Here is a 19,497-nt window from a genome sequence, read left to right on the forward strand (position 1 = left end):
CATCCGGGCGGGGCCTGCACTGCGGCATCCGGGTGCTGGAGCCCCGCCCCCGGCCCGGTCACCGTCCCGGAGGCCAGGCCGATTCCTACGTTGATCGTGTGATCATCCACTTCTCGTCCCGGACGGCCGTCACCGCCTGCGCGCTGTGCGCGGCAGGCGTCCTGGCGTTCACGCCCGTCGCCGTCGCCGCCGGCGCGGAGCCCACCCCGCCCGGTGTGCCGCGGGCGGCGCTGCCGGATCCGTCGTTCCTGTATCGCGGGGGCACCCTGGTGCGGCCCCATCACGGGGCGCCTCGGGTTCCGGACGTGTCCGCGTTGTCCTGGGTGGTGGCGGACGCCCGGAGCGGGGACGTGCTGGCCGCGCACGACGCCCATCGCAGGCTGCCACCCGCCAGCACGCTGAAGACCCTGTTCGCGCTGACCGTGCTGCCGTCGCTGCCTGCGGGCGCCCGGCACACGGTGCGGGAGGAGGAGCTGGAGGACATCGGGGAGGGCAGCAGCAGGGTCGGGGTCGCCGAGGGCCGGACGTACCGGATCGCCGATCTGTGGCGCGGGGTCTTCCTCAACTCCGGGAACGACGCCGTGGACGTGCTGGCCTCCCTCAACGGCGGCTGGCAGACGACGGCCGGGCAGATGCAGGCCAGGGCCCGTTCACTGGGGGCCCTCGACACGCAGGTGCGGTCGCCCGACGGGTACGACACGCCGGGCCAGGTGTCGTCGGCGTACGACCTGGCGGTGTTCGGCCGGGCCGGGCTGCGCATTCCGGACTTCGCGAAGTACTGCGGTACGGCGGTGGCGAGGTTCCCGGGCGGGGGCGGCTGGTCGTACGAGATCGAGAACACCAACCGGCTGCTGACCGGAGCGGACGGTGTGGAGCCGTATCCGGGGCTGATCGGTGTCAAGAACGGCTACACCAGCGACGCGGGCAACACGCTCGTCGCCGCCGCCCGCCGGGGCGGGCGCGCCCTCGTGGTCACCGTGATGAACCCGCAGGCGGGCGGCGGCTTCACCGTCTACGAGGAGGCGCGCGAACTGCTGGACTGGGGGTTCGAGGCCGCGGGGCGGGTCGAACCGGTGGGCTCGCTGGACGCGTTGCTGGAAAGGCCGCGGCCGGGGCCGCGCGCCACGCCCGTCGCCGTCGCGCCGGACGGCGGGTCGGGGTGGCCCACGGCGGGCGTCATTTCGGGCGCCGTCGCGCTCGGCGCGGGAGCGGTGGCCCTGGTGCTGCGGCGCAAGGGCGGGCTGTCGGCGCGGAGCTGACCCACCGGCAGCCACAGCAGCAGTCCCAGGGTGATCCAGGTGTAGGTGTTGCTGCCGAGGAAGCCGTCGACGCCGGATGCGTCGTGGAACCAGAGCCACACCACGCTGGTGCACAGCACCGCGTACAGGACGCCCGTCACGCGCGGGTGCCCGGCACGGATCAGTACGGCGAAGGACGGCAGCAGCCACACCAGGTGGTGCACCCAGGTGATGGGGCTGACCAGGCAGGCGGTCAGTCCGGTGAGGGCGAAGGCGGCCGGCCAGTCGGCGGCGGTGACGGCCCGGCGGGTGCGCCGAGCCCAGATGCCGAGGACCACCAGGACCGCCGCGGCCCACACCGCTCGGTCCGCCACGCCGAGCCGGGCCAGGATGCCTTGCAGCGACTGGTTGGAGACGTAGTCGAGGCGGCCCACCCGGTTCGTGTCCCACAGGGCCTCGGTCCAGTAGAAGCGGGAGGCGTCCGGGGCCACCAGGGCGGCGAGGCCTGTCGCCGCCGCGGTGACGGCCGTCGCGACCCCGGCGGCACGCCGGCGGCCGGCTAGCAGGAGCAGGCCGATGAAGAGGGCGGGCGTGAGTTTGACCGCGGCCGCCAGGCCGATGCCGACGCCCGCCCAGCGCTCCCGCCCGGTGGTCAGCAGCCAGGCGTCGGTGAGGACCAGCGCCAGCAGCAGGAGGTTGACCTGGCCGAAGCTGAAGGTGTCGCGGAGCGGTTCGAACAGGGCGAGCAGGCACGCGCCCAGGGCGCAGCCGAACCAGCCGTAGCGGCGCCAGGCCCCCTCGGTGAGGATGTGCAGGACCCAGGCGAGGGCCGCGAGGTTGAGCAGCAAGGATCCGGCGATCGCCGTGCGCAGGCCGACGAGGGCCATGGGCAGCATGCTGACGGCGGCGAACGGCGGGTAGGTGAAGCCGTATTCCGTCCCCGGCACCCGGTAGTCGTAGAGCCGGTCGCCGTGGTGGATCCAGCTGTTGACGGCGCCGTAGTACACGCGCAGGTCGAACCAGTCGCGCAGCAGCGGCACGGTCGCGGTGAACGCGGTGACGGACGCGGCGAGGGCGAGGACCAGGAGCAGTCGGCCGCGGTCGGTGCGGGGCGGGGTCATGCGGTCTCTCCCAGGGCGGGCGCGTGTGCCGCCTGGTGGACCTGCCAGAGCACCACCACGGCCAGCGCCCCGCCGGAGACGGCCAGCATCAACTGCCCGCTGTCGACCGGCCCGCCGCTCGGCAGGGTGACGAGCGCGAGCACGCCCGTCACGGCCGCCACCCGGTGCCGCACCGAGGTGGTGGGGGCCGCGGCGGCGATGAGGAACAGCCCCCACAGGGCGTACCAGGGGCGGATGGCCGGGCCGAAGGCGGCCACGGCGGCGAGGCTCAGGCCCAGCGCGTAGACCGGGCGGGGGCGCAGCCGCCACCATATGGCCGCTATCACGAGCGCGGTGATCGCCAGGCCGAGCAGGTGCCAGACCGGGAGGGCGAGGGGGGCCAGGTCGCTGCCGAGGTGTTCCAGCATGGCTCCGGTGGCGCGGCCGAGGAGGCTCGTCAGGGCCCAGTTGTGCGGGGAGACGGGGGTGTCGAGGGCGCCTATCCAGCCGTATCCCGTGCCGGCGACGGCTGTTGCGGCGACCGTGGTGCACGCGGCGGCGAGGGCGGTCGACAGGGTGGCCTTCGCCGGGCGCTGCCCGGCCCGCATCTGGAGGACGACGACCGCGGCGAGTCCGAGCACGGCGGGCGCCTTGACCAGGGCCGCGAGGGTGACGAGCACGGCGCCCAGGACCGGCCACCGGCCGAGGGCCGCGACCAGGCCGACACCGAGCAGGCCGAGCATGATGGCGTCGTTGTGGGCGCCGGCGACCAGGTGGAGCAGTACCAGCGGGTTGAGGGCGCCGAGCCAGAGCGCGGCGGCCGGATCGGCGCCGCTGTGCCGGGCGAGGCGGGGCAGCGCGGCCGCCATCAGTGCCACGCCGAGCAGCGCGACCAGCCGCATCCCGACCAGCCCGGCGGGGATTTCGCCGCGGGTCAGGCCGGACAGTGCGGAGGCGACGGCGAGGAACACAGGGCCGTAGGGGGCGCCGGTGTGCTGCCACAGCGGGGCGACCTCGTCTGCAAGGGGGCCGCCGAGCTGGGCGGGGCCGTATGCGTAGACGTCCATGTGGGCGTCGACCATGGCTCCCTGCGCGAGGTAGCTGTAGACGTCCCGGCTGAACAGCGGCGGGGCCAGCAGCAGCGGGGCGGCCCAGATAGCGAGCACGAGCAGCAGTTCGCGCGGGGTGGGCGCATCGGCGCTGCGTACGAGCCGCCCGAGCAGCACCCAGGCGGCAATCAGCAGCACCACACCGAAGTACACGCCGACCAGGCCCAGGGCCGCGCGGGCGGTCGCCGGGGCCAGGAGATCCCGCACGGGCAGGGCGCCGGCCGTCTCACCCCCCAGGGCGAGGAAGGCGGTGCCCGCCAGGCCCAGAACCTGGCAGCGGCGGAGATCGACAGGGAAAGCCATGGCCAACACTCGGGAAGCGTGTCAACGCCGGGTGGCCGGAAATTGACGCGCCGCCTTCGGGGCGGGGGCCTGCGTGTGACCGGCACGTGATCGCACGGGCGCAGCGAGGTCTTCTTCGCGGCCCGCCGGTCTCGTCTGCATCCGAGATGTGCGCCCCTCGACGGCCGCAGAACGGATGTGATGCCCGTGCCGAACCGTGTGTGGAGCGCGCGGCCGAGGTGCAGGAGTTGATCCCCGTGACAGCGTCGTCGGTCCTGTCCGCCGCCATGCATGTGGCCCGGATGCGGCGCACGTCCCTGCTGGTGCCGCCGCCGACCGAGGTCCGGGGCTGAAGTGCCGGTTCGGCCCGGGACCGAGCCGCCGGTTCAGAACACCGACAGGCCGGTCAGGGTCGTGAAGCGGTCCAGCGCCGCGACGCCCGCGACCGAGTTGCCGCGCTCGTCGAGGCCGGGGCTCCACACGCACAGGGTGCAGCGGCCTGGGACGACCGCGATGATGCCGCCGCCCACGCCGCTCTTGCCGGGCAGGCCCACGCGGTAGGCGAAATCCCCCGCCGCGTCGTAGGTCCCGCAGGTCAGCATCACCGCGTTGACCTGCTTGGCCTGGCTCTGGGAAAGCAGCCGGCTGCCGTCGGCGCGGATGCCGTGGCGGGCCAGGAAGCCGGTGGCGAGGGCGAGGTCCGCGCAGGACGCGGTGAGGGAGCACTGGCGGAAGTACTGGTCGAGCAGCACCGGGATCGGGTTGTCGATGTTGCCGTAGGACGCCATGAAATGGGCGAGGGCGGCGTTGCGGTCGCCGTGTGCCGCCTCGGAGGCGGCGACGTCCTTGTCGAAGTCCAGGGCCGGGTTGCCGCTCTCCGCGCGCAGGAAGGCCAGCAGTTCGCCGGACGCGTCTTCGGTACGGGTCTGCAGGCGGTCGGTGACGACGAGGGCGCCCGCGTTGATGAACGGGTTGCGCGGGATGCCGTTCTCGTACTCCAGCTGGATCAGTGAGTTGAAGGGATTGCCGGAAGGTTCGCGGCCGACGTGCTCCCACAGTTCGTCGCCCTCGCGGGCCAGGTCGAGGGCGAGGGTGAAGACCTTGGTGAGGGACTGCGTGGAGAACGGCTCGCGCCAGTCCCCCACGCCGTACACCGTGCCGTCCAGTTCCGCGACGGCCATGCCGAAGCGGCGCGGGTCGCAGGCCGCGAGTGCCGGGATGTAGTCGGCTGGGCGGCCGCGGCCGGGGGTGCGCCCGATCTCCTCGGCGATGCGCTCCAGGACCGGCTGGAAGGCGTAGGACGACGTCGTTGTCATGATCACTATTGTGCCTCCGGGTCGGTCCTGGCGCGCGGCCGTGGCTCAGGCGAGGGCGGGGCCGCTGCCCGCGAGGACCTCGGGCCGCAGCAGGTCGGCGAGCCGCTCGGCGGGCAACAGCCCCTTCTCCAGGACGAGTTCGGCGACGCCGCGGCCGGTGGCGAGGGCCTCCTTGGCGATGTCGGTGGCGGCCGTGTACCCGATGTGCGGGTTGAGAGCGGTCACCAGGCCGATGGAGTTCTCCACGCTCGCGCGCAGCGCCTCGGTGTTGGCGGTGATGCCGTCGACACACCGCTCGGCGAGCGTCAGGCAGGCGCTCTGCAGGTGGGTGACGGACTCCGAGAGGGAGTGCAGGATGATCGGCTCGAAGGCGTTGAGCTGGAGCTGTCCGGCCTCGGCGGCCATGGTGATGGTGACGTCGTTGCCGATCACCTCGAAGGCGACCTGGTTGACGACCTCGGGGATCACCGGGTTGACCTTGCCGGGCATGATGCTCGAACCGGCCTGCACCGGCGGCAGGTTGATCTCACCGAGGCCCGCGCGCGGCCCCGAGGACAGCAGCCGCAGGTCGTTGCAGCTCTTGGAGAGCTTCACGGCGATCCGCTTGAGCACACCGGACATCTGCACGAACGCTCCGCAGTCCTGGGTGGCCTCGACCAGGTTGGCGGCGGTGACCAGGGGCAGGCCGGTGATGCCGGCGAGGTGGCGGCGGGCCGACTCGGCGTATCCGGCGGGGGCATTGAGTCCGGTGCCGATGGCCGTGGCGCCCAGGTTGATCTCATGGATCAACTGGACGGCCTCGTCAAGACGGTTGCGGTCCTCGTCAATCATGACGGCATACGCGGAGAACTCTTGACCCAGCGTCATCGGCACCGCGTCCTGCAACTGTGTACGGCCCATCTTGAGCACCTTGCGGAACTCGACGGCCTTGCGGGCGAAAGCGTCCTGCAGTACAGACATCGCCTTGAGCAGTCCACGTACCGCGAAGACCGTCGCTATCTTGACGGCGGTCGGGTAGACGTCATTGGTCGACTGACCGAGGTTGACGTCCTCATTGGGGTGCAGGTGCTGGTACTGGCCCTTCTCGAAGCCCAGCAGCTCCAGCGCCCGGTTGGCGACGACCTCGTTGGCGTTCATGTTGGTCGAGGTGCCCGCGCCGCCCTGGATGACGTCGACGACGAACTGGTCGTGCAGCTTGCCCTCGCGGATCTCACGGCAGGCCTCGACGATGGCGGCGGCCTTCTTCGGCTCCAGCAGGCCGAGTTCCTCGTTGGCGAGGGCGGCGGCCTCCTTGACGGCGGCGAGCGCGTCGATCAGGTGCGGGTAGGCGGAGATCGGGGTGCCCGTGATGGGGAAGTTCTCCGTGGCGCGCAGGGTGTGAACACCCCAGTAGGCGTCGGCGGGGACGTCGCGGTCTCCGAGCAGGTCGTGTTCGCTGCGGGTGGCGGCGGCGGTCATGAGGTGCGGGTCCTCTTTCGTGGTGAGGGTTGGGTGGCTGGCGACGTCGGGGGTGGGGTGGATCCGGCTCGGGCGGTACGGGGTGACGCCCGCCCGAGCCGGTCGAGGCACCGGCCCGGTGGTGACGGGGCCGGTGGTTCGGGGGCCGGCCGGTGGCATGCCGGCCGCGTGGATCCGGCCGTCCCACGACCGGATCCGGTGCTCCGCCGGTGGCCACCGCGCACACTCGGTGGCCACCGGAGCCGTCGGGGCCTGTGTCACCTCCCCGGTCGGCTCAGCGCGGGGCGGCCGGTTCCCGCTCGCGCGAAGTCGAGAGCGGGGGAGCCTTCAGGCGTGTGTGCCGGGCACGGCGCGCCCGGGCGGGGACGTGAGACCGGATCTCAGGCGCAGGCCCGGACCGTGAGGGGTTCCAGGGCGCGGACCGGGCGGATCTCGCCGACCGGTTCGCCTCCGCCGAGGAGGGGTTCGCCCGCGAAGCGGGTGAGGAGGGCGGGGTCGACGCCGGCCCTGGCGAGGGCGGCGGCGGTGACGGGGATCCGGGCCCGGTTCGCACCGTCGGAGATCTTGACGGCGACCGCCCGGCCGTCGGGCAGGGCGGCGACCTCCACGCCCTCGAAACCGTCCTTGGCGAGAAGCCCGGGGACGGCCCGCATCAGGGCGGCGACATCACGGCCCGCGCCGGATGCCATCTCGGCGTGCTCACGCATGGCGTCCGCGACCCGGGCCTCCGGAGTGCCCTCGGCCGCCGTGGTGATGCGGGCGGCGGCCCGGGCGAGGCCGTGCAGGGAGATGGAGAAGAGGGGGGCACCGCAGCCGTCGACGGTGACCCGGGCGATCCGCTGCCCGGTGAGGTCCTCGACGATCTCGGCGATCACCTGCTGGAGCGGGTGCTGCGGGTCGAGGTAGCCGTCGAGGGACCAGCCGTTGAGCTTGCAGGTGTACAGCATGGCCGCGTGCTTGCCGGAGCAGTTCTGGGCCAGCCGGGAGGGCTCGCGGCCCTCGCGTATCCAGGTGTCGCGGACCGCCGGGTCGTACGGCATGTCCTTGACGTTGCGCAGGTCGTCCTCCGTGAGGCCCGCCAGCTCCAGGATCCGCCGGGCCCCGGCGAGGTGGCGTTCCTCGCCGGAGTGGCTGGCGGCGGCGAGCGAGAGCAGCTCTCCCTCCAGGGGCAGCCCGGCCCGCACCATGGCGGCGGCCTGGACGGGCTTGAGCGAGGAGCGCGGGTAGAAGGCGGCCTCGATGTCGCCGAGCTGGAACTCGACCTCACCGTCCGCCCCCAGGACGACCACGGAGCCGTAGTGGACGCCCTCGGTCACTCCGCCGCGGACGACGTGTGCGACGGGCGCGTGGAGGGGTTCGCGGATCGCGGGGGCGTCCGTGTGAGAGCTGCTGTACATCACTGCCTGTTCACTTCTGGGTTGTCTGGAGCCGGCGCCGGGTCACGCGTCGGCCTTGGCTGAGGTGCGCTGCATGCGGCCGCGGATGGCGTACCAGCCTGCGACGAGCGCTCCGACGATCAGCGGCAGGCACAGCACGGTGGTGCGGCCGGCGCCTCCGTCGGCGTACATGAGGACCAGGACGGAGGCGAGGAAGGCCAGCGTCACGATTTCGGTCCACGGGGAGCCCGGCAGTCGGTAGCCGGGGCGGGTCAGCTCGCCCTTCTGGGTCTTCTTCCAGAAGCGGAGGTGACAGACCATGATCATGCCCCAGGTGGAGAGGATGCCGATCGCCGCGAAGTTCAGGACGATCTCGAAGGCGTCCGCCGGGACCACGAAGTTGAGGCCGACGCCCAGCACACAGATACCGCTGGTGAGCAGGATGCCGCCGTACGGGACCTGGCTGCGGCTCATCACCGAGGTGAACTTGGGTGCGGAACCGGACATCGCCATGGAGCGCAGGATGCGGCCGGTGGAGTACAGACCGGAGTTGAGCGAGGACATGGCCGCGGTGAGGACGACGAGGTTCATCACACCGCCGGCCGCCGGGATGCCGATGTTGGAGAGCACGGTCACGAAGGGGCTCTCGGCGGCGCTGTACTTGTTCCAGGGGAGCAGCATCGAGAGCAGGACGACCGAGCCGACGTAGAAGAGACCGACGCGCCACATGATCGAGTTGATCGCCTTCGGCATGATCTTCTCGGGGTTCTGGGTCTCCCCCGCGGCGACGCCCACCAGCTCGACGGAGGCGTAGGCGAAGACGACGCCCTGGATGATCAGCAGCATGGGCAGCAGGCCGTTGGGGAAGACGCCGCCGTTGTCGGTGATCAGGGCCGGTCCGGGGTGGGAGCCGTCGACGGGGTGCTGGGTGACCAGCAGGAAGATGCCGATGCACATGAAGACGACGAGCGCGCTGACCTTGACGATGGCGAACCAGAACTCCAGCTCACCGAAGATCTTGACCGAGATCAGGTTGACCGTCAGGACGACCGCAAGGGCGATCAATGCGATCAACCATTGGGGGATGTCGGAGAACATGCCCCAGTAGTGCGTGTAGGTGGCCACCGCGGTGATGTCGGCGATACCGGTGGTCGCCCAGTTCAGGAAGTACATCCAGCCCGCGGTGTAGGCACCCTTCTCGCCCAGGAACTCCCGGGCGTAGGAGACGAAGGCGCCGGACGAGGGCCGGTACAGGACGAGTTCGCCGAGGGCGCGCACCACCAGGAAGGCGAAGATGCCGCAGACCGCGTACGCGATGAACAGGGACGGGCCGGCGTCGGCGAGGCGGCCGCCCGCGCCGAGGAAGAGACCGGTGCCGATCGCGCCGCCGATGGCGATCATGTTGACGTGCCGGGACTTCAGCGACTTGCTGTAGCCCGCATCGCCTGCGTCGACATGTGCGGCCGGTGTGCGCGTCTCTTCTTTGAGGTGCTCGCTCACGCCTCGGGTCCGCCTTCCGTGGGGATGTCCGTGCGCGCGGGGCGCACGATGTCGGTGAGGGTCGTCTCGACGCGGTCGAGGTGGTGCGCCATGGCGTCCACCGCGTCGAGTTCGGAACCGTCCATCAGCGCCTCGACGATCGCCCGGTGCTCGCGGTTGGACTGCTCGCGGCGTCCGCCCAGCTCATTGAGGAAGGCCGACTGACGCGCCAGTGCGTCGCGGATCTCCTCGATGACCCGGCGGAAGACCGGGTTCTGGGCGGCCTGGGCGACAGCGAGGTGGAACAGCGTGTCGAGGGCGACCCACGAGGTGGTGTCGGTCTCCTGCTCCATGCGCTCCAGCAGGTGCGCCAGGTGGTCGAGGTCCTCGGGCGTGCGACGCACGGCCGCGTAGCCCGCCACCGGGATCTCCACATGGCGGCGCACCTCCAGCAGATCGCTGGCCGCGTAGTCGCCGAAGGTGGGGTCCTCGACGGTGTTCGCGACGACGAAGGTGCCCTTGCCCGTCTTGGAGACGGTCAGGCCCATCGTCTGCAGCGCCCTGAGAGCCTCGCGCAGCACGGGCCGGCTGACCTCGAGGGTGCGGCACAGCTCCGCCTCGGAGGGCAGCTTGTCCCCCACGGCGTACTCGCCGTTCTCGATGGCCGAGCGCAGGTGTGCCAGGACCGCTTCCATGGCGCTGATGCGCCGCGGACCCTGACTGGCTGTCTTGCTGTCTGACAGGTTCACGGGAGCGATCCTGGAGGTGAGGTACGGGAACTGTCAAGGGATGCGACTGAGAAGCTGGGTAGACGGCTTCTTGACGAGAACGAGCCGACACGCGGAGGACGGTATGGACTGGGGTCGGTTCGCGGAGCAGATGGCGTCGATGGCCCGGGATCTCCTCGCCCAGGATTCGGTCCACGCCACCCTGAAACGGATCACCCATTCGGCCACCGAGCTGGTGGAGGGCTGCGACGCCGCGGGCATTCTGGTGCTGCACGGCAAGACGGTGGAGACGCTGGCCCCGACGGAGAAGCTGGTCGTCGACAGCGACCAGTTGCAGGAACGGCTGGCCGAAGGGCCGTGCTTCGATGCAGCCCGCACCGCGGAGGGCGAGCGGGTCTTCCGGATCGCCGACCTGACCCGAGAGCAGCCGCGCTGGCCCGCCTATGCCCCGCAGGCACGCACCCTCGGCGTGGGCAGCATGATGGGCTTCCTGCTGTTCACCGAGGACGAGGAGCTCGGTGCGCTGAACCTCTACTCCCGCGAGCCCGGCGCCTTCACCGCGGCCAGCGAGCTGGCCGGCTGGCTGCTGGCCTCCCACGCCGCGGTCGCCTTCTCCAGCGCCCGTACGCACGCCCAGATGGAACGGGCCGTCGCCACCCGCCACACCATCGGCGAGGCCAGGGGCATCCTCATGGGCGCCCACCACCTCACCGAGGAGCAGGCCTTCGACACCCTTCGGCGCTTCTCACAGGAGAACAACATCAAACTCCACGAGGTCGCCCGCCGGGTCTGCGAGCAGGGCACCGTGTCCTGACCACGCGGCGGCTCCCCCGGCTCGTTGTCTGAACCAGAGGAGCCTGACCGGGCCGGCCCCCCCAGGGGAACGCCGCACAACCCGGCCTCACCCCCAAGTCCCCAGCCAGGCGTCCCTCACGCATCCGAGCTGTTGTCACACGTGCGCAAGGAGCCGGTCCAGCGGCCGGGGGACGCGCGCGAGGTCCAGGTGCTCGACCATCGCCTGCGCATAGAGCGCCTTGCGGCCGCTGTGGGTGCCCATGAAACGCCGCAGCTGGTGCTCCACGGGCCGGTCCCGCTGCGCCGGCTGCCCCTGGAAGGTGCGGAAGGGGCGCGTCTCGCCCTGGGCCTCGATCACCTGCTGCACGCCTTCCGGCCCGAGCGCGCGGATCAGCTCGTCCTCCAGGTCGGCGACGCACAGGTGGAATCCGAGCGCCTCCAGCCCGGCGCGGGTGAGAGCGGACCCGAGCCCGACCCGCTCCAGATGGCGCCGGAAGTGCCGCTCCTCGCCGATGTCGCAGAGTCCGGCCAGCGGGAGGCCGAGCCCCGGAGGGCCGCACACGTCCAGGAAACGCCCGATGTTCGTCGCGCCTCCGAGCGGCACCACCGCAACGCCCTGCGCAGCAAGGTCGCGGCCGTGGCGCGCGGCCAGCGCTTCGAGCGCCACCTGATCACTGCTTCCCTCGACGAGCACGATCGTCCGCACACCGCCGCCGGCCAGCTGCCGCGCCGCCTCGGCGGCCGCGCTCGCCCCCGCTCCCCCGGCCGCCCACGCGACCAGCGCCCGGCGAAATCGCCCCACCTCGTCCACGAGACCTCGCTTCCCCGCGCCATCGTGGCACGGCGGAGATCCCTTGCGCACGCGCGTTTTCCGGGGCAACGCCTCAGGAATCTGGCGGATACGGCGCCTGCTCGGCATCGCCGGACACGAAGGGCTCGTCCGCAACGATGGTCGGCTCCCGAGAGGCGCCCGTCTCCGCGACCGCGATCAGCTGCTGAGGCCACCCGTGCCGAGCAGACCGAGCAGCAGCACGCCGACGACGATCCGGTAGACGACGAAGGCGTTGAAGGAGTGCTTGGCGACGAACTTCAGCAGCCAGGCGATGGAGGCGTAGGCGACCACGAAGGAGACGATGGTGCCGACGGCCAGCGGCGCGGCGCCCACGCCCGTGCCCAGGGCGTCCTTGAGCTCGTACAGGCCGGCGCCGGTCAGGGCCGGGATGCCGAGGAAGAAGGAGAGGCGGGTGGCGGCGACGCGGTCCAGGTCGAGGATCAGGGCCGTGGACATGGTGGCGCCGGAGCGGGAAAAGCCAGGGAAGAGCAGGGCGAGGATCTGGGAGCAGCCGACCAGCATCGCGTCCTTGAAGGTGGTGTCGTCCTCACCGCGCTTGTGCCGGCCCATCTGGTCCGCGGCCCACATCACGCCACTGCCGACGATCAGCGAGGCGGCGACCACCCACAGCGAGGCGAGCGGGCCGTCGATGAGCGGCTTGGCGGCCAGGCCCACGACCACGATCGGGATGGTCGCGTAGATCACCCACCAGGCGAACTTGTAGTCGTGGTGGTAGCGCTCCTCCTTGTTGCGCAGGCCACGGCCCCAGGCGGAGACGATCCGCACGATGTCCTTGAAGAAGTAGAGGAGCACGGCGGCGATCGCGCCGACCTGGATGACGGCCGAGAAGCCGACGACGGCCTTGTCGTCGACCGGGATGCTCATGAGCCCTTCGGTGATCTTCAGATGTCCGGTGGAGGAGACGGGAAGGAACTCGGTCAGCCCTTCCACGACTCCGAGGACGGCGGCCTGACCGACGTTGATGACGCTCATGGGATCCAGTTCTGAGGAGTTGGTCGACAGTGCTGTAGACAGTCTTACTACGTGCGGGAGTCGGGCCGGTGGCCTACCCCCACAGGGCCTGGGCGATCGACACCCCGGCGAATGCCGCACCGAGGCCCGCCGCCACACTCCCGACGACGTTGGCGGCAGCGTAGAGCCCCGCCCCGGTCTCGGTCAGCCGCAGGGTCTCGTAGGAGAAGGTCGAGTACGTCGTCAGGGCCCCGCACAGGCCGGTGCCGAGGAGCAGCTGCAGATGGGGACCGGCGGCCCCCTCGGCCACCGCGCCGGTGAGGAGACCGAGGATCAGGCAGCCGGCGACGTTCACCGCGAAGGTACCCCAGGGGAAGACCGAGTCGTGGCGGGACTGCACCGCGCGGTCGGTGAGGTAGCGCAGCGGGGCGCCGACCGTGGCGCCCACGACGACCAACAGCCAGTTCACAACGACCTCTTACCCTTCATGTCCGTTTTGCCGGGGATCTCCTCGCGGCCGGCGTACCGGATGACCTCGCAGTCGTCGAGGATGACCAGGCCCTCGTCGACGAGCTCGTCGAGCTGAGGCAGGAAGGCGCGGACGCGCTCCTCGGTGTCGACGATGACGACCGCGACGGGCAGGTCCTCGCTGAGCGACAGCAGCCGCGAGGTGTGGATCAGGGAGGAGGCGCCGAAGCCCTCGATGCCGCGGAAGACGCTGGCGCCGGCGAGCCCGGCCGCGTGGGCCCGGTGGACGATCTCCGAGTAGAGCGGCTTGTGGTGCCAGGTGTCGTTCTCGCCGATGAAGACGGTCACGCGCAGCGCGCTGCCGGTCAGCCTCGTCATGGCTGCCTCCACTTCAGGACGCGGCGGGCCGCGGTGACCGCGAGCCACACCGCCGTGAGCGCCGCGAGCAGGGTCGCGGCGAGGTAGGCCAGCCCGGTGCGCGGGTGGCCGGCGTCGACCAGCTTCTGGATGTCGACGGCGTAGGTGGAGAAGGTGGTGAACCCGCCGAGCACGCCGGTGCCGAAGAAGGGGCGTACCAGGCGGTGGGCGGCCCATACGTCGGTGATGACGACCATGAACACGCCGATCACGGCGCAGCCGACGACGTTGGTCCAGAAGGTCGCCCAGGGGAATCCGCCGGGCTGGGCCGGCCACCACAGGGACAGGGCGTAGCGGCCGGTGGCCCCTATGGCTCCGCCGAGCGCGACCACCGCGACGACGGGGGCCTGGGCGCGCCAGGCGGGCGGTCGCGGGGGGTGGGGGCGGGCGCGGACGCTCTCGGCTTCCGGGGCTGTCATGGTCGTACGTCTCCTACTCGCCGGGGCCCGGGGCATGCGGGCGCCGCTCCTTCGCAAGTAGGGACCGTTGGCGGCAGCTCTGCCGCGGTTCGGGTACGGCGGGCCCCACCGCCGCGCCGCGAGGGTGCTCGCGGCCGGGCAACAGGGTAGCGCCCGGCCGAGGCCCGGGTCACTTCGGGGCCGGTCGCTCACACACGGCGATGCCCCGCTCCCACAGGCTGCCCAGGACCAGCTGCCCGGCGGCCTCGCACACGCTGGTGACCATGCGGTAGCCGGAGTGCCGGCGGGCGAGGTGGTGGACGATCGTCCCCTGGTCGTCGACCGCGAGGGTGCCGATGGTGCCGGTGGGGCGGTAGGGGGCGCGGACGGCGATGCGGGCGGCGGCACCGCGGACGGCGGGGGCGCTGCGGTGCAGGAGGTCGAGCGGGGGGACGCGGGGTCCGGCCAGGGAGACCCAGACCGGGCCGTCCGGGCCGGCCCGCCAGAGGTTGTCGGGCATGCCGGGGAGGTTGTCCACGAACGGTTCACTCTGTCCGCTCTTGGCACCGGTGAGCCAGTAGCGGGTCAGCCTGCGCGCCCCGGTCTCGGCGACGACCAGGAACGATTCATCAGCGCTCAGCGCCAGCCCGTTGGCGAACTGGAGCCCTTCCAGCAGCACTTCTGGGCTCTCGCTGCCCGGAGCGAGGCGCAGCAGACGGCCGGTTCCGGTGTGTTCGACGATGTCGCCGATCCACTGGTCCAGCGGGTAGCGGCGGCTGGAGACGGTGAAGCAGACACTGCCGTCGGACAGGGCGACCGCATTGCTGCAGAACCGCAGCCTCTCCCCCGCCACCGAGTCGGCGAGGATCCGTACGATGCCCTCACGGAGGTCGACGCGCAGCAGTCCGAGTTCGGCGTCACACACCAACAGGGCGTCGTCCGGGAGAAGTTCGAGGCCGAGCGGCCGGCCGCCGGTTTCGGCGAGCACCTCGACGCGGGCGGCCGACGGCCGCGCCAGTCCGTCGATGCGCAGGATGCGGCCGTCCTCCACTCCGGTCAGCACCCGGCCGTGGGCGTCGGCGACGACGTCCTCGGGGCCGCGGCCGCCGATGGCGACGTACCGCAGCGGGACGAGTTCACTGGGACGGTCCATGAAAACCTCCGTGTCGAGGTCGGGACAGTTCATGCTGGCATGTGTAGGGATGCCCATCGGGTGCCGCGTCACCCGATCAGGTTTACCGGGATGCGTTCCTGGCCACTCAGGACACCACCACCGGTAGCCCCGGCCGGAGGAAGGGGTGGTCCCCATGTCACGGCTGGCAGCCTGGCACCGGCTGGGGCTTGCCGAGCTGCACAGGCGCGGCAACGAGCTTGAGTTGATGCACCGGGCCATGGGGTTCGCGACGCTGGCCCTGGTCACCCTGGCGCCGCTGCTGATCGTGGTGGCCGCGGCGGACCCGCTGGGACACGGCGGCTTCGCGGGGTGGCTGGTGGACGGCATGGCTCTGAACGGCCGGTCCGCCGACGCGCTCGCGCATGTCTTCGGCCCGAGCCGCAAGGTGATCAGCACCACCAGTGCGCTGAGCCTCGCGCTGCTCGCGTTTTTCGGCATGTCCTTCGCCTCCAGCGTGCAGAACGGCTACGAACGGATCTGGAAAACGGCCGCCGCTCCTTGGCACCACCTCTGGCGGCACGCGATCTGGCTGATCATGCTGATGGCGTACCTCTACGCGCAGGTACAGACCCGGACCGTGCTGGAGGGCCCGCCCCGCATCCTGCTCAGCATGGGGGTCGGCCTCCTGTTCTTCTGGTGGGGACCGCACTTCCTGCTCAACCGCCAGGTGCCCTGGCGCTATCTGCTGCCCGGTGCGCTCGCCACGATGGCGGGCCTGGTGGGCCTGCGCGGCTTCTCCTATCTGGTCTTCACCCCGCTCCTGGTCACCAACGCGATCAGCTACGGCCCGGTCGGCACGGTCCTGGTGGTGGAGTCCTGGCTGGTCGGTGTGGGGTTCGTCGTCTACGGCGGAGCGCTCCTGGGACGGCTCATCTGCGAGTGGCTCGGACACCTCGACAAGCCGCCGGACCCGCCGGGCCGGACGGCGAGGGCGCCGACGGACCGCGGGCAGGGGCCCTCGGCTCTGCGCTCCTAGCCCGGGAACATGGGCGAGGGCCCGGCCGCTCCCCTGCGACCGGGCCCCTCCACACAGGTTCAGCGGTGGCTGAACCAGCTGGCGGCCGAGGTGGCCTTGTTTGTCGTAGTCGAAGAGGGCCTGGTTCTCCCAGCCGTTGCCGGAGGTGGAGTCGGTCGGGTCCCAGCCTTTGCCGGTGACCGCGGTCCAGGTCGCCTCCCAGTAGAAGACGCCGAGGCCCTTGCTGCCCGGGACGGCCTCCACGATGTTCGCGACGGCGTTCATCCAGGCCAGCTGGCCTGCCTCGGTGGCCGGGTAGCCGGTAACCAGCTCTCCGGTGGTGTCGATCTGGTTGCACAGGGCGCCCTGACGGCGCTGCGCCGGGCGGGCCGCCGGGTGCCAGACGTCTCCGTGGGCGGCTTCGACGACTCCGTCGCGGCGACGGAGGCCACCCCCGCCCTCACCACGATCCGCCAGCCCTACGACCGCATCTCCTCCGAGATGGCACGGGTGCTGCTGGCACAGATCGGCGGCGAGGACCCGGCGGCGGTCATTCTGCCGACGGAGCTGGTGAAGCGGGACTCGACGTAAGGACTCCGTGGGGGCACGCCGGCCGGCGGCACGGCCGCCGGCGCGTCCTCGGCCCCGGCCGGCCCGGCAACCGGTCAGGATCGAAGAAGCCGTTTCCCCCTCCCCCGCCCTAGCGTGAGTTCACCGACGAAATCCGTCGGCCCACCACTGCGGAGGAGCACGCCATGACCGCCGGCCTCAAGACGATCATCTACCCCGTCAAGGACATCGCCCGGGCGAAGGCCCTGTTCAGCGCCCTGCTGCAGGTCGAGCCGTACGCGGATGCGCCGTACTACGTCGGCTTCAAGGACGCCGGACAGGACGTCGGCCTCGACCCCAACGGACACGCGAAGGGCCTCACCGGCCCGGTGCCGTACTGGCACGTCGACGACATCCGGGGCCGGCTCGCCGCCTTGGTGGACGCGGGTGCGGAGGTGGTGCAGGACGTTCAGGACGTCGGCAACGGCCGGCTGATCGCCTCACTGAAGGACGCCGACGGCAATCTGGTCGGACTGCTCCAGGACCCGCCTGCCTGACCAGCGCCAAGCTCCATGCACCCGCATTCATTGCACAGTCAACTAACGGCTGATTCGGTGTTACCGTGCAGGTATGGCAGTGAATACGGCCGAGTCCCGGCTCGAGGAGCGATGGCGCGACATCCTCTGCGTGCATGCCCGCACGATGTGCGAGATCGACCGGGCCCTGCACCCGCACGGCCTGGGCGCGAGCGATTTCGAGGTGCTCGACATCCTCGCGTCCGAGGCGCCCGGCGAGGGCGACCAGTGCCGGGTGCAGAACCTCGCAGGACGGGTCCATCTCAGCCAGAGCGCGCTGTCCCGGCTCATCGGCCGACTGGAGAAGGACGGCCTGGTGGAGCGTTCCGTATGCACGGAGGACCGGCGCGGGGTGTATGTCGCCCTCACGGACAAGGGCCGCGACCTGCACACCGAGGTGCTCCCACTGCAACGTGAGGTGCTGGCCCGGCTGCTGGGCGGCCGGGCCGCGACCCACGGTTCTTCCTAGGGCTCGTGTCGAGCCCTAGCCGTCACAGCTGTGCGGTCGTCTGCTCCCCGGCCGCGCTGCCTGCGAGCCACTCGGACCAGCTCAGGTTGAACGCTGCGTAGCCGTTGTCGGCCGAGGCCTTGCCACGGGGCGAGCCCGTGACGGTGACCGGGTCGCCCTGCTTGACCTGGCCGTAGAACCACTTGGCGTCCGACATGGACAGATGGACGCAGCCGTGCGAGCCCCGGGCGCTGCCGCTGCCCGGGTTGGGGTCGCCGGTCGAGTAGTGCACGTAGGTGCCGGACTGGGTCAGGTGGACGTCCCAGGGCAGCGTCAGGTCGTAGAAGTTCGGGCTGCTCTTGTCACAGCTGATGCCGACGCTGCAGGAGGTCATGTGGACCTTCTCCTGCTTGTCGATGACGGCCATCGTGCCGTCCCACGTCGGGTACTGGGCGCTGCCCGCATTGATCGACAGGGTGCGCACCAGCTTGCCGTTGCGGGTCACCTTCATGGTGTGGCCGGTCACCGAGACATCCGCGCGCACGTCGTCGCCGATGGTGAAGGTGTGCGTGTAACCGTGCACGCCGTAGCGCCCGTTGCCGTTGCTGACGCCCTTCAGGTCGGCGTCGATCTTCACCTTGGTGCCGGAGGGCCAGTACGTCTTCGGCCGCCAGTCGGCGCGCCGGTCGCCCATCCAGTGCCAGGCACCGGCCACCGGCTGCGAGGCACTCACCTTCATGTGCTTCTCGACGGTGGCCCGCGCCTTGGCCGCCACCGGGTTGGTGAAGATCACCGAGATCGGCATGGCCACACCGACCGTGGTTCCCGTCTGCGGTGTGATCGTGTCCAGCAGCATCGGCGGCCCCGCGGGCTTCGTCGGTGACGGCGAGGCACTCGCGCTCGCCTTGCCCGCCTTTCCGTCGTCCGCGCTCGCCTTGCTGCTGCCGGCTCCACCGCAGGCACTCGTACCCGCCAGCACCGCGACCGTGACGAGTGCGATCCCTATGCCCTTGCGCCGTCCCACGAACTGCCCCGCTCTCTCGCTCCTCGGCCCCGAGGGGCCTGCTTCCCTGTCAGACAGTTACGACACGGGTGGCAGTTGCATCAGACGGGCAGATCTTTAGTGATCCATGTCACGCCGGCGCGGAACCTCGCAGTCACTCAGGCGCGAGCCTCGCAGTCACTCAGGCGCGGACCCTCGCAGCATGAACGCGATCACGTCGTCCAGCCCGTGCTCGTCCACCTCGGGGGGCAGCATGCCGGTCACCGCGAGGTCGGCGTAGCCGTGCAGGGCCGCGAACACCGGAAGGCCGACGCGCTCCATCGGGCCCTCCCGCACCTCGCCCTGGGCCTGCCCCTCGCCGATCAGCCGCACGACCAGGTCCGACCAGCGCTGCTCGGCCGCGCGCAGCCCCTCGGAAGCCTCCGGATCGTGCTTGATCGAGTACATGAGGTCGAGCAGCTCGGCGTTGTCCCGGGCGAAACCCACATACGCCCGCACCATCGCGTCGAGCCGCTTCGCGAATGCCTCTCCGACGCCGTCCTGCGAGGCCGCGAGGACGGCGGTCAGGCGCTCGAACCCGGTCAGCGCGAGCGCGTCCAGCAGCGCCTGCTTGTCCTTGAAGTGGCGGCTCGGCGCGGCATGGCTGACGCCGAGGTCGCGGGCGAGTTCGCGCAGGGACAGCGCGGTCGGCCCCTTCTCGCGGAGCGTGTCCTCGGCACGGGTCAGCAGGGCGGCGCGGAGGTCTCCGTGGTGATAGCGGCGGTTGCGGGTGTGCATGGGCGTCAGTGTATCGGTCATGTTTGTGCCGCCTACATTGTTGTCGCC

General features: G+C 71.1%; 19 protein-coding genes and 3 pseudogenes. 6 read left to right on the forward strand and 16 right to left on the reverse strand.

Translation table 11 applies throughout. The annotated features are described in order from the left end of the window. Positions 1 to 350: 350 nt before the first annotated feature. Positions 351 to 929, forward strand: a pseudogene (locus tag ACFY1E_RS09925) (D-alanyl-D-alanine carboxypeptidase family protein); the annotation flags it as partial. An 83-nt stretch (positions 930 to 1,012) separates the two neighbouring features. On the opposite strand, the gene ACFY1E_RS09930 reads toward ACFY1E_RS09925, so the two are convergent. From ACFY1E_RS09930 to ACFY1E_RS09960, 7 genes are all read right to left on the reverse strand, one after another. Beyond that, positions 1,013 to 2,359 carry a glycosyltransferase family 87 protein gene (locus ACFY1E_RS09930; protein WP_389073534.1) on the reverse strand — a complete coding sequence of 449 codons (1,347 nt, stop codon included), beginning with the start codon at positions 2,357 to 2,359 and terminating at the stop codon, positions 1,013 to 1,015. Next, the gene (gene mptB, locus ACFY1E_RS09935; RefSeq protein ID WP_389073536.1) at positions 2,356 to 3,750 is read right to left on the reverse strand and encodes a polyprenol phosphomannose-dependent alpha 1,6 mannosyltransferase MptB; all 1,395 of its coding nucleotides are present in this window, start codon (positions 3,748 to 3,750) and stop codon (positions 2,356 to 2,358) included. The genes ACFY1E_RS09930 and mptB overlap by 4 nt, the downstream gene beginning before the upstream one ends. 365 nt (positions 3,751 to 4,115) lie before the next feature. After that, entirely contained in the window at positions 4,116 to 5,045 is a 930-nt protein-coding gene (locus ACFY1E_RS09940) for a glutaminase (protein WP_389073538.1), read from the reverse strand. Between the two features lie 45 nt (positions 5,046 to 5,090). Continuing rightward, on the reverse strand, positions 5,091 to 6,503 hold the full coding sequence (aspA, locus tag ACFY1E_RS09945) for an aspartate ammonia-lyase (RefSeq protein ID WP_389073539.1): 1,413 nt from the start codon (positions 6,501 to 6,503) through the stop codon (positions 5,091 to 5,093). 380 nt (positions 6,504 to 6,883) lie between these two features. Then, positions 6,884 to 7,900, reverse strand: coding sequence for an asparaginase (locus ACFY1E_RS09950; protein ID WP_389073541.1), 1,017 nt, complete (start codon positions 7,898 to 7,900; stop codon positions 6,884 to 6,886). A gap of 42 nt (positions 7,901 to 7,942) precedes the next feature. Then, positions 7,943 to 9,379 carry an amino acid permease gene (locus ACFY1E_RS09955; RefSeq protein WP_389073543.1) on the reverse strand — a complete coding sequence of 479 codons (1,437 nt, stop codon included), beginning with the start codon at positions 9,377 to 9,379 and terminating at the stop codon, positions 7,943 to 7,945. Further along, positions 9,376 to 10,053, reverse strand: a complete 678-nt coding sequence (locus ACFY1E_RS09960) for a FadR/GntR family transcriptional regulator (RefSeq protein WP_389074869.1) — start codon at positions 10,051 to 10,053, stop codon at positions 9,376 to 9,378. Before ACFY1E_RS09960 ends, ACFY1E_RS09955 begins: the two co-directional genes overlap by 4 nt. A 157-nt stretch (positions 10,054 to 10,210) precedes the next feature. Between ACFY1E_RS09960 and ACFY1E_RS09965 the strand changes: the two genes are divergently transcribed. Beyond that, positions 10,211 to 10,900, forward strand: a complete 690-nt coding sequence (locus ACFY1E_RS09965; protein WP_389073545.1) for a GAF and ANTAR domain-containing protein — start codon at positions 10,211 to 10,213, stop codon at positions 10,898 to 10,900. Positions 10,901 to 11,035: 135 nt separating this feature from the next. Here the strand turns inward: ACFY1E_RS09965 and ACFY1E_RS09970 are convergent, their stop codons facing one another. The 6 genes from ACFY1E_RS09970 to ACFY1E_RS09995 all read right to left on the reverse strand — a co-directional run bounded on the left by ACFY1E_RS09970 (position 11,036) and on the right by ACFY1E_RS09995 (position 15,121). Beyond that, on the reverse strand, positions 11,036 to 11,692 hold the full coding sequence (locus ACFY1E_RS09970; protein ID WP_389073547.1) for a TOPRIM nucleotidyl transferase/hydrolase domain-containing protein: 657 nt from the start codon (positions 11,690 to 11,692) through the stop codon (positions 11,036 to 11,038). Between the two features lie 177 nt (positions 11,693 to 11,869). Continuing rightward, positions 11,870 to 12,706 carry an undecaprenyl-diphosphate phosphatase gene (locus tag ACFY1E_RS09975; protein ID WP_389073549.1) on the reverse strand — a complete coding sequence of 279 codons (837 nt, stop codon included), beginning with the start codon at positions 12,704 to 12,706 and terminating at the stop codon, positions 11,870 to 11,872. Positions 12,707 to 12,779: 73 nt separating this feature from the next. Further along, the gene (gene crcB / locus ACFY1E_RS09980; protein WP_389073552.1) at positions 12,780 to 13,154 is read right to left on the reverse strand and encodes a fluoride efflux transporter CrcB; all 375 of its coding nucleotides are present in this window, start codon (positions 13,152 to 13,154) and stop codon (positions 12,780 to 12,782) included. Continuing rightward, entirely contained in the window at positions 13,151 to 13,531 is a 381-nt protein-coding gene (locus tag ACFY1E_RS09985) for a DUF190 domain-containing protein (protein ID WP_389073554.1), read from the reverse strand. Before ACFY1E_RS09985 ends, crcB (ACFY1E_RS09980) begins: the two co-directional genes overlap by 4 nt. Continuing rightward, positions 13,528 to 13,989 carry a fluoride efflux transporter CrcB gene (gene crcB, locus ACFY1E_RS09990; protein ID WP_389073557.1) on the reverse strand — a complete coding sequence of 154 codons (462 nt, stop codon included), beginning with the start codon at positions 13,987 to 13,989 and terminating at the stop codon, positions 13,528 to 13,530. Before crcB (ACFY1E_RS09990) ends, ACFY1E_RS09985 begins: the two co-directional genes overlap by 4 nt. A 169-nt stretch (positions 13,990 to 14,158) precedes the next feature. Beyond that, positions 14,159 to 15,121 carry an SMP-30/gluconolactonase/LRE family protein gene (locus ACFY1E_RS09995; protein ID WP_389074871.1) on the reverse strand — a complete coding sequence of 321 codons (963 nt, stop codon included), beginning with the start codon at positions 15,119 to 15,121 and terminating at the stop codon, positions 14,159 to 14,161. Between the two features lie 154 nt (positions 15,122 to 15,275). On the opposite strand from ACFY1E_RS09995, the gene ACFY1E_RS10000 reads away from it, so the two are divergent. Continuing rightward, positions 15,276 to 16,118 (forward strand): ribonuclease BN, encoded by an 843-nt coding sequence (locus tag ACFY1E_RS10000; RefSeq protein ID WP_389073559.1) that lies wholly within the window; start codon positions 15,276 to 15,278, stop codon positions 16,116 to 16,118. A gap of 59 nt (positions 16,119 to 16,177) precedes the next feature. On the opposite strand, the pseudogene ACFY1E_RS10005 reads toward ACFY1E_RS10000, so the two are convergent. Then, positions 16,178 to 16,451, reverse strand: a pseudogene (locus tag ACFY1E_RS10005) (glycosyl hydrolase 53 family protein); the annotation flags it as partial. Here ACFY1E_RS10005 and ACFY1E_RS10010 point away from each other — a divergent pair. The 3 genes and pseudogenes from ACFY1E_RS10010 to ACFY1E_RS10020 form a co-directional block, all read left to right on the forward strand. Continuing rightward, positions 16,443 to 16,688: pseudogene (locus tag ACFY1E_RS10010) on the forward strand (substrate-binding domain-containing protein); the annotation flags it as partial. The pseudogenes ACFY1E_RS10005 and ACFY1E_RS10010 sit on opposite strands and share 9 nt — an antisense overlap. A gap of 164 nt (positions 16,689 to 16,852) precedes the next feature. Further along, positions 16,853 to 17,203, forward strand: coding sequence for a VOC family protein (locus tag ACFY1E_RS10015; protein ID WP_030926708.1), 351 nt, complete (start codon positions 16,853 to 16,855; stop codon positions 17,201 to 17,203). A 73-nt stretch (positions 17,204 to 17,276) separates the two neighbouring features. Further along, a complete protein-coding gene (locus tag ACFY1E_RS10020) occupies positions 17,277 to 17,690 on the forward strand; it encodes a MarR family winged helix-turn-helix transcriptional regulator (protein ID WP_389073561.1) in 414 nt (137 codons plus the stop codon). A 22-nt stretch (positions 17,691 to 17,712) separates the two neighbouring features. Here ACFY1E_RS10020 and ACFY1E_RS10025 read toward each other — a convergent pair whose 3' ends face one another. Then, positions 17,713 to 18,693, reverse strand: coding sequence for an Ig-like domain-containing protein (locus tag ACFY1E_RS10025; protein ID WP_389073564.1), 981 nt, complete (start codon positions 18,691 to 18,693; stop codon positions 17,713 to 17,715). Positions 18,694 to 18,849: 156 nt separating this feature from the next. Continuing rightward, positions 18,850 to 19,449: a TetR/AcrR family transcriptional regulator gene (locus ACFY1E_RS10030; protein ID WP_389073566.1), complete on the reverse strand. Its 600-nt coding sequence runs from the start codon at positions 19,447 to 19,449 to the stop codon at positions 18,850 to 18,852. Positions 19,450 to 19,497 lie beyond the last annotated feature (48 nt).

Origin of the sequence: Streptomyces sp. NPDC001604 (genome assembly GCF_042893475.1) — a bacterium.
Classification (GTDB): Bacteria; Actinomycetota; Actinomycetes; order Streptomycetales; family Streptomycetaceae; genus Streptomyces.

Bases quoted from the DNA above. Each gene is read 5' to 3' on its own strand.
- ACFY1E_RS09930 (WP_389073534.1), bottom strand. From the start codon at position 2,359: ATGACCCCGCCCCGCACCGACCGCGGCCGACTGCTCCTGGTCCTCGCC.
- mptB (WP_389073536.1), bottom strand. From the start codon at position 3,750: ATGGCTTTCCCTGTCGATCTCCGCCGCTGCCAGGTTCTGGGCCTGGCG.
- ACFY1E_RS09940 (WP_389073538.1), bottom strand. From the start codon at position 5,045: ATGACAACGACGTCGTCCTACGCCTTCCAGCCGGTCCTGGAGCGCATC.
- aspA (WP_389073539.1), bottom strand. From the start codon at position 6,503: ATGACCGCCGCCGCCACCCGCAGCGAACACGACCTGCTCGGAGACCGC.
- ACFY1E_RS09950 (WP_389073541.1), bottom strand. From the start codon at position 7,900: ATGTACAGCAGCTCTCACACGGACGCCCCCGCGATCCGCGAACCCCTC.
- ACFY1E_RS09960 (WP_389074869.1), bottom strand. From the start codon at position 10,053: ATGGAAGCGGTCCTGGCACACCTGCGCTCGGCCATCGAGAACGGCGAG.
- ACFY1E_RS09965 (WP_389073545.1), top strand. From the start codon at position 10,211: ATGGACTGGGGTCGGTTCGCGGAGCAGATGGCGTCGATGGCCCGGGAT.
- ACFY1E_RS09975 (WP_389073549.1), bottom strand. From the start codon at position 12,706: ATGAGCGTCATCAACGTCGGTCAGGCCGCCGTCCTCGGAGTCGTGGAA.
- ACFY1E_RS09985 (WP_389073554.1), bottom strand. From the start codon at position 13,531: ATGACGAGGCTGACCGGCAGCGCGCTGCGCGTGACCGTCTTCATCGGC.
- crcB (WP_389073557.1), bottom strand. From the start codon at position 13,989: ATGACAGCCCCGGAAGCCGAGAGCGTCCGCGCCCGCCCCCACCCCCCG.
- ACFY1E_RS09995 (WP_389074871.1), bottom strand. From the start codon at position 15,121: ATGGACCGTCCCAGTGAACTCGTCCCGCTGCGGTACGTCGCCATCGGC.
- ACFY1E_RS10000 (WP_389073559.1), top strand. From the start codon at position 15,276: ATGTCACGGCTGGCAGCCTGGCACCGGCTGGGGCTTGCCGAGCTGCAC.
- ACFY1E_RS10015 (WP_030926708.1), top strand. From the start codon at position 16,853: ATGACCGCCGGCCTCAAGACGATCATCTACCCCGTCAAGGACATCGCC.
- ACFY1E_RS10020 (WP_389073561.1), top strand. From the start codon at position 17,277: ATGGCAGTGAATACGGCCGAGTCCCGGCTCGAGGAGCGATGGCGCGAC.
- ACFY1E_RS10030 (WP_389073566.1), bottom strand. From the start codon at position 19,449: ATGCACACCCGCAACCGCCGCTATCACCACGGAGACCTCCGCGCCGCC.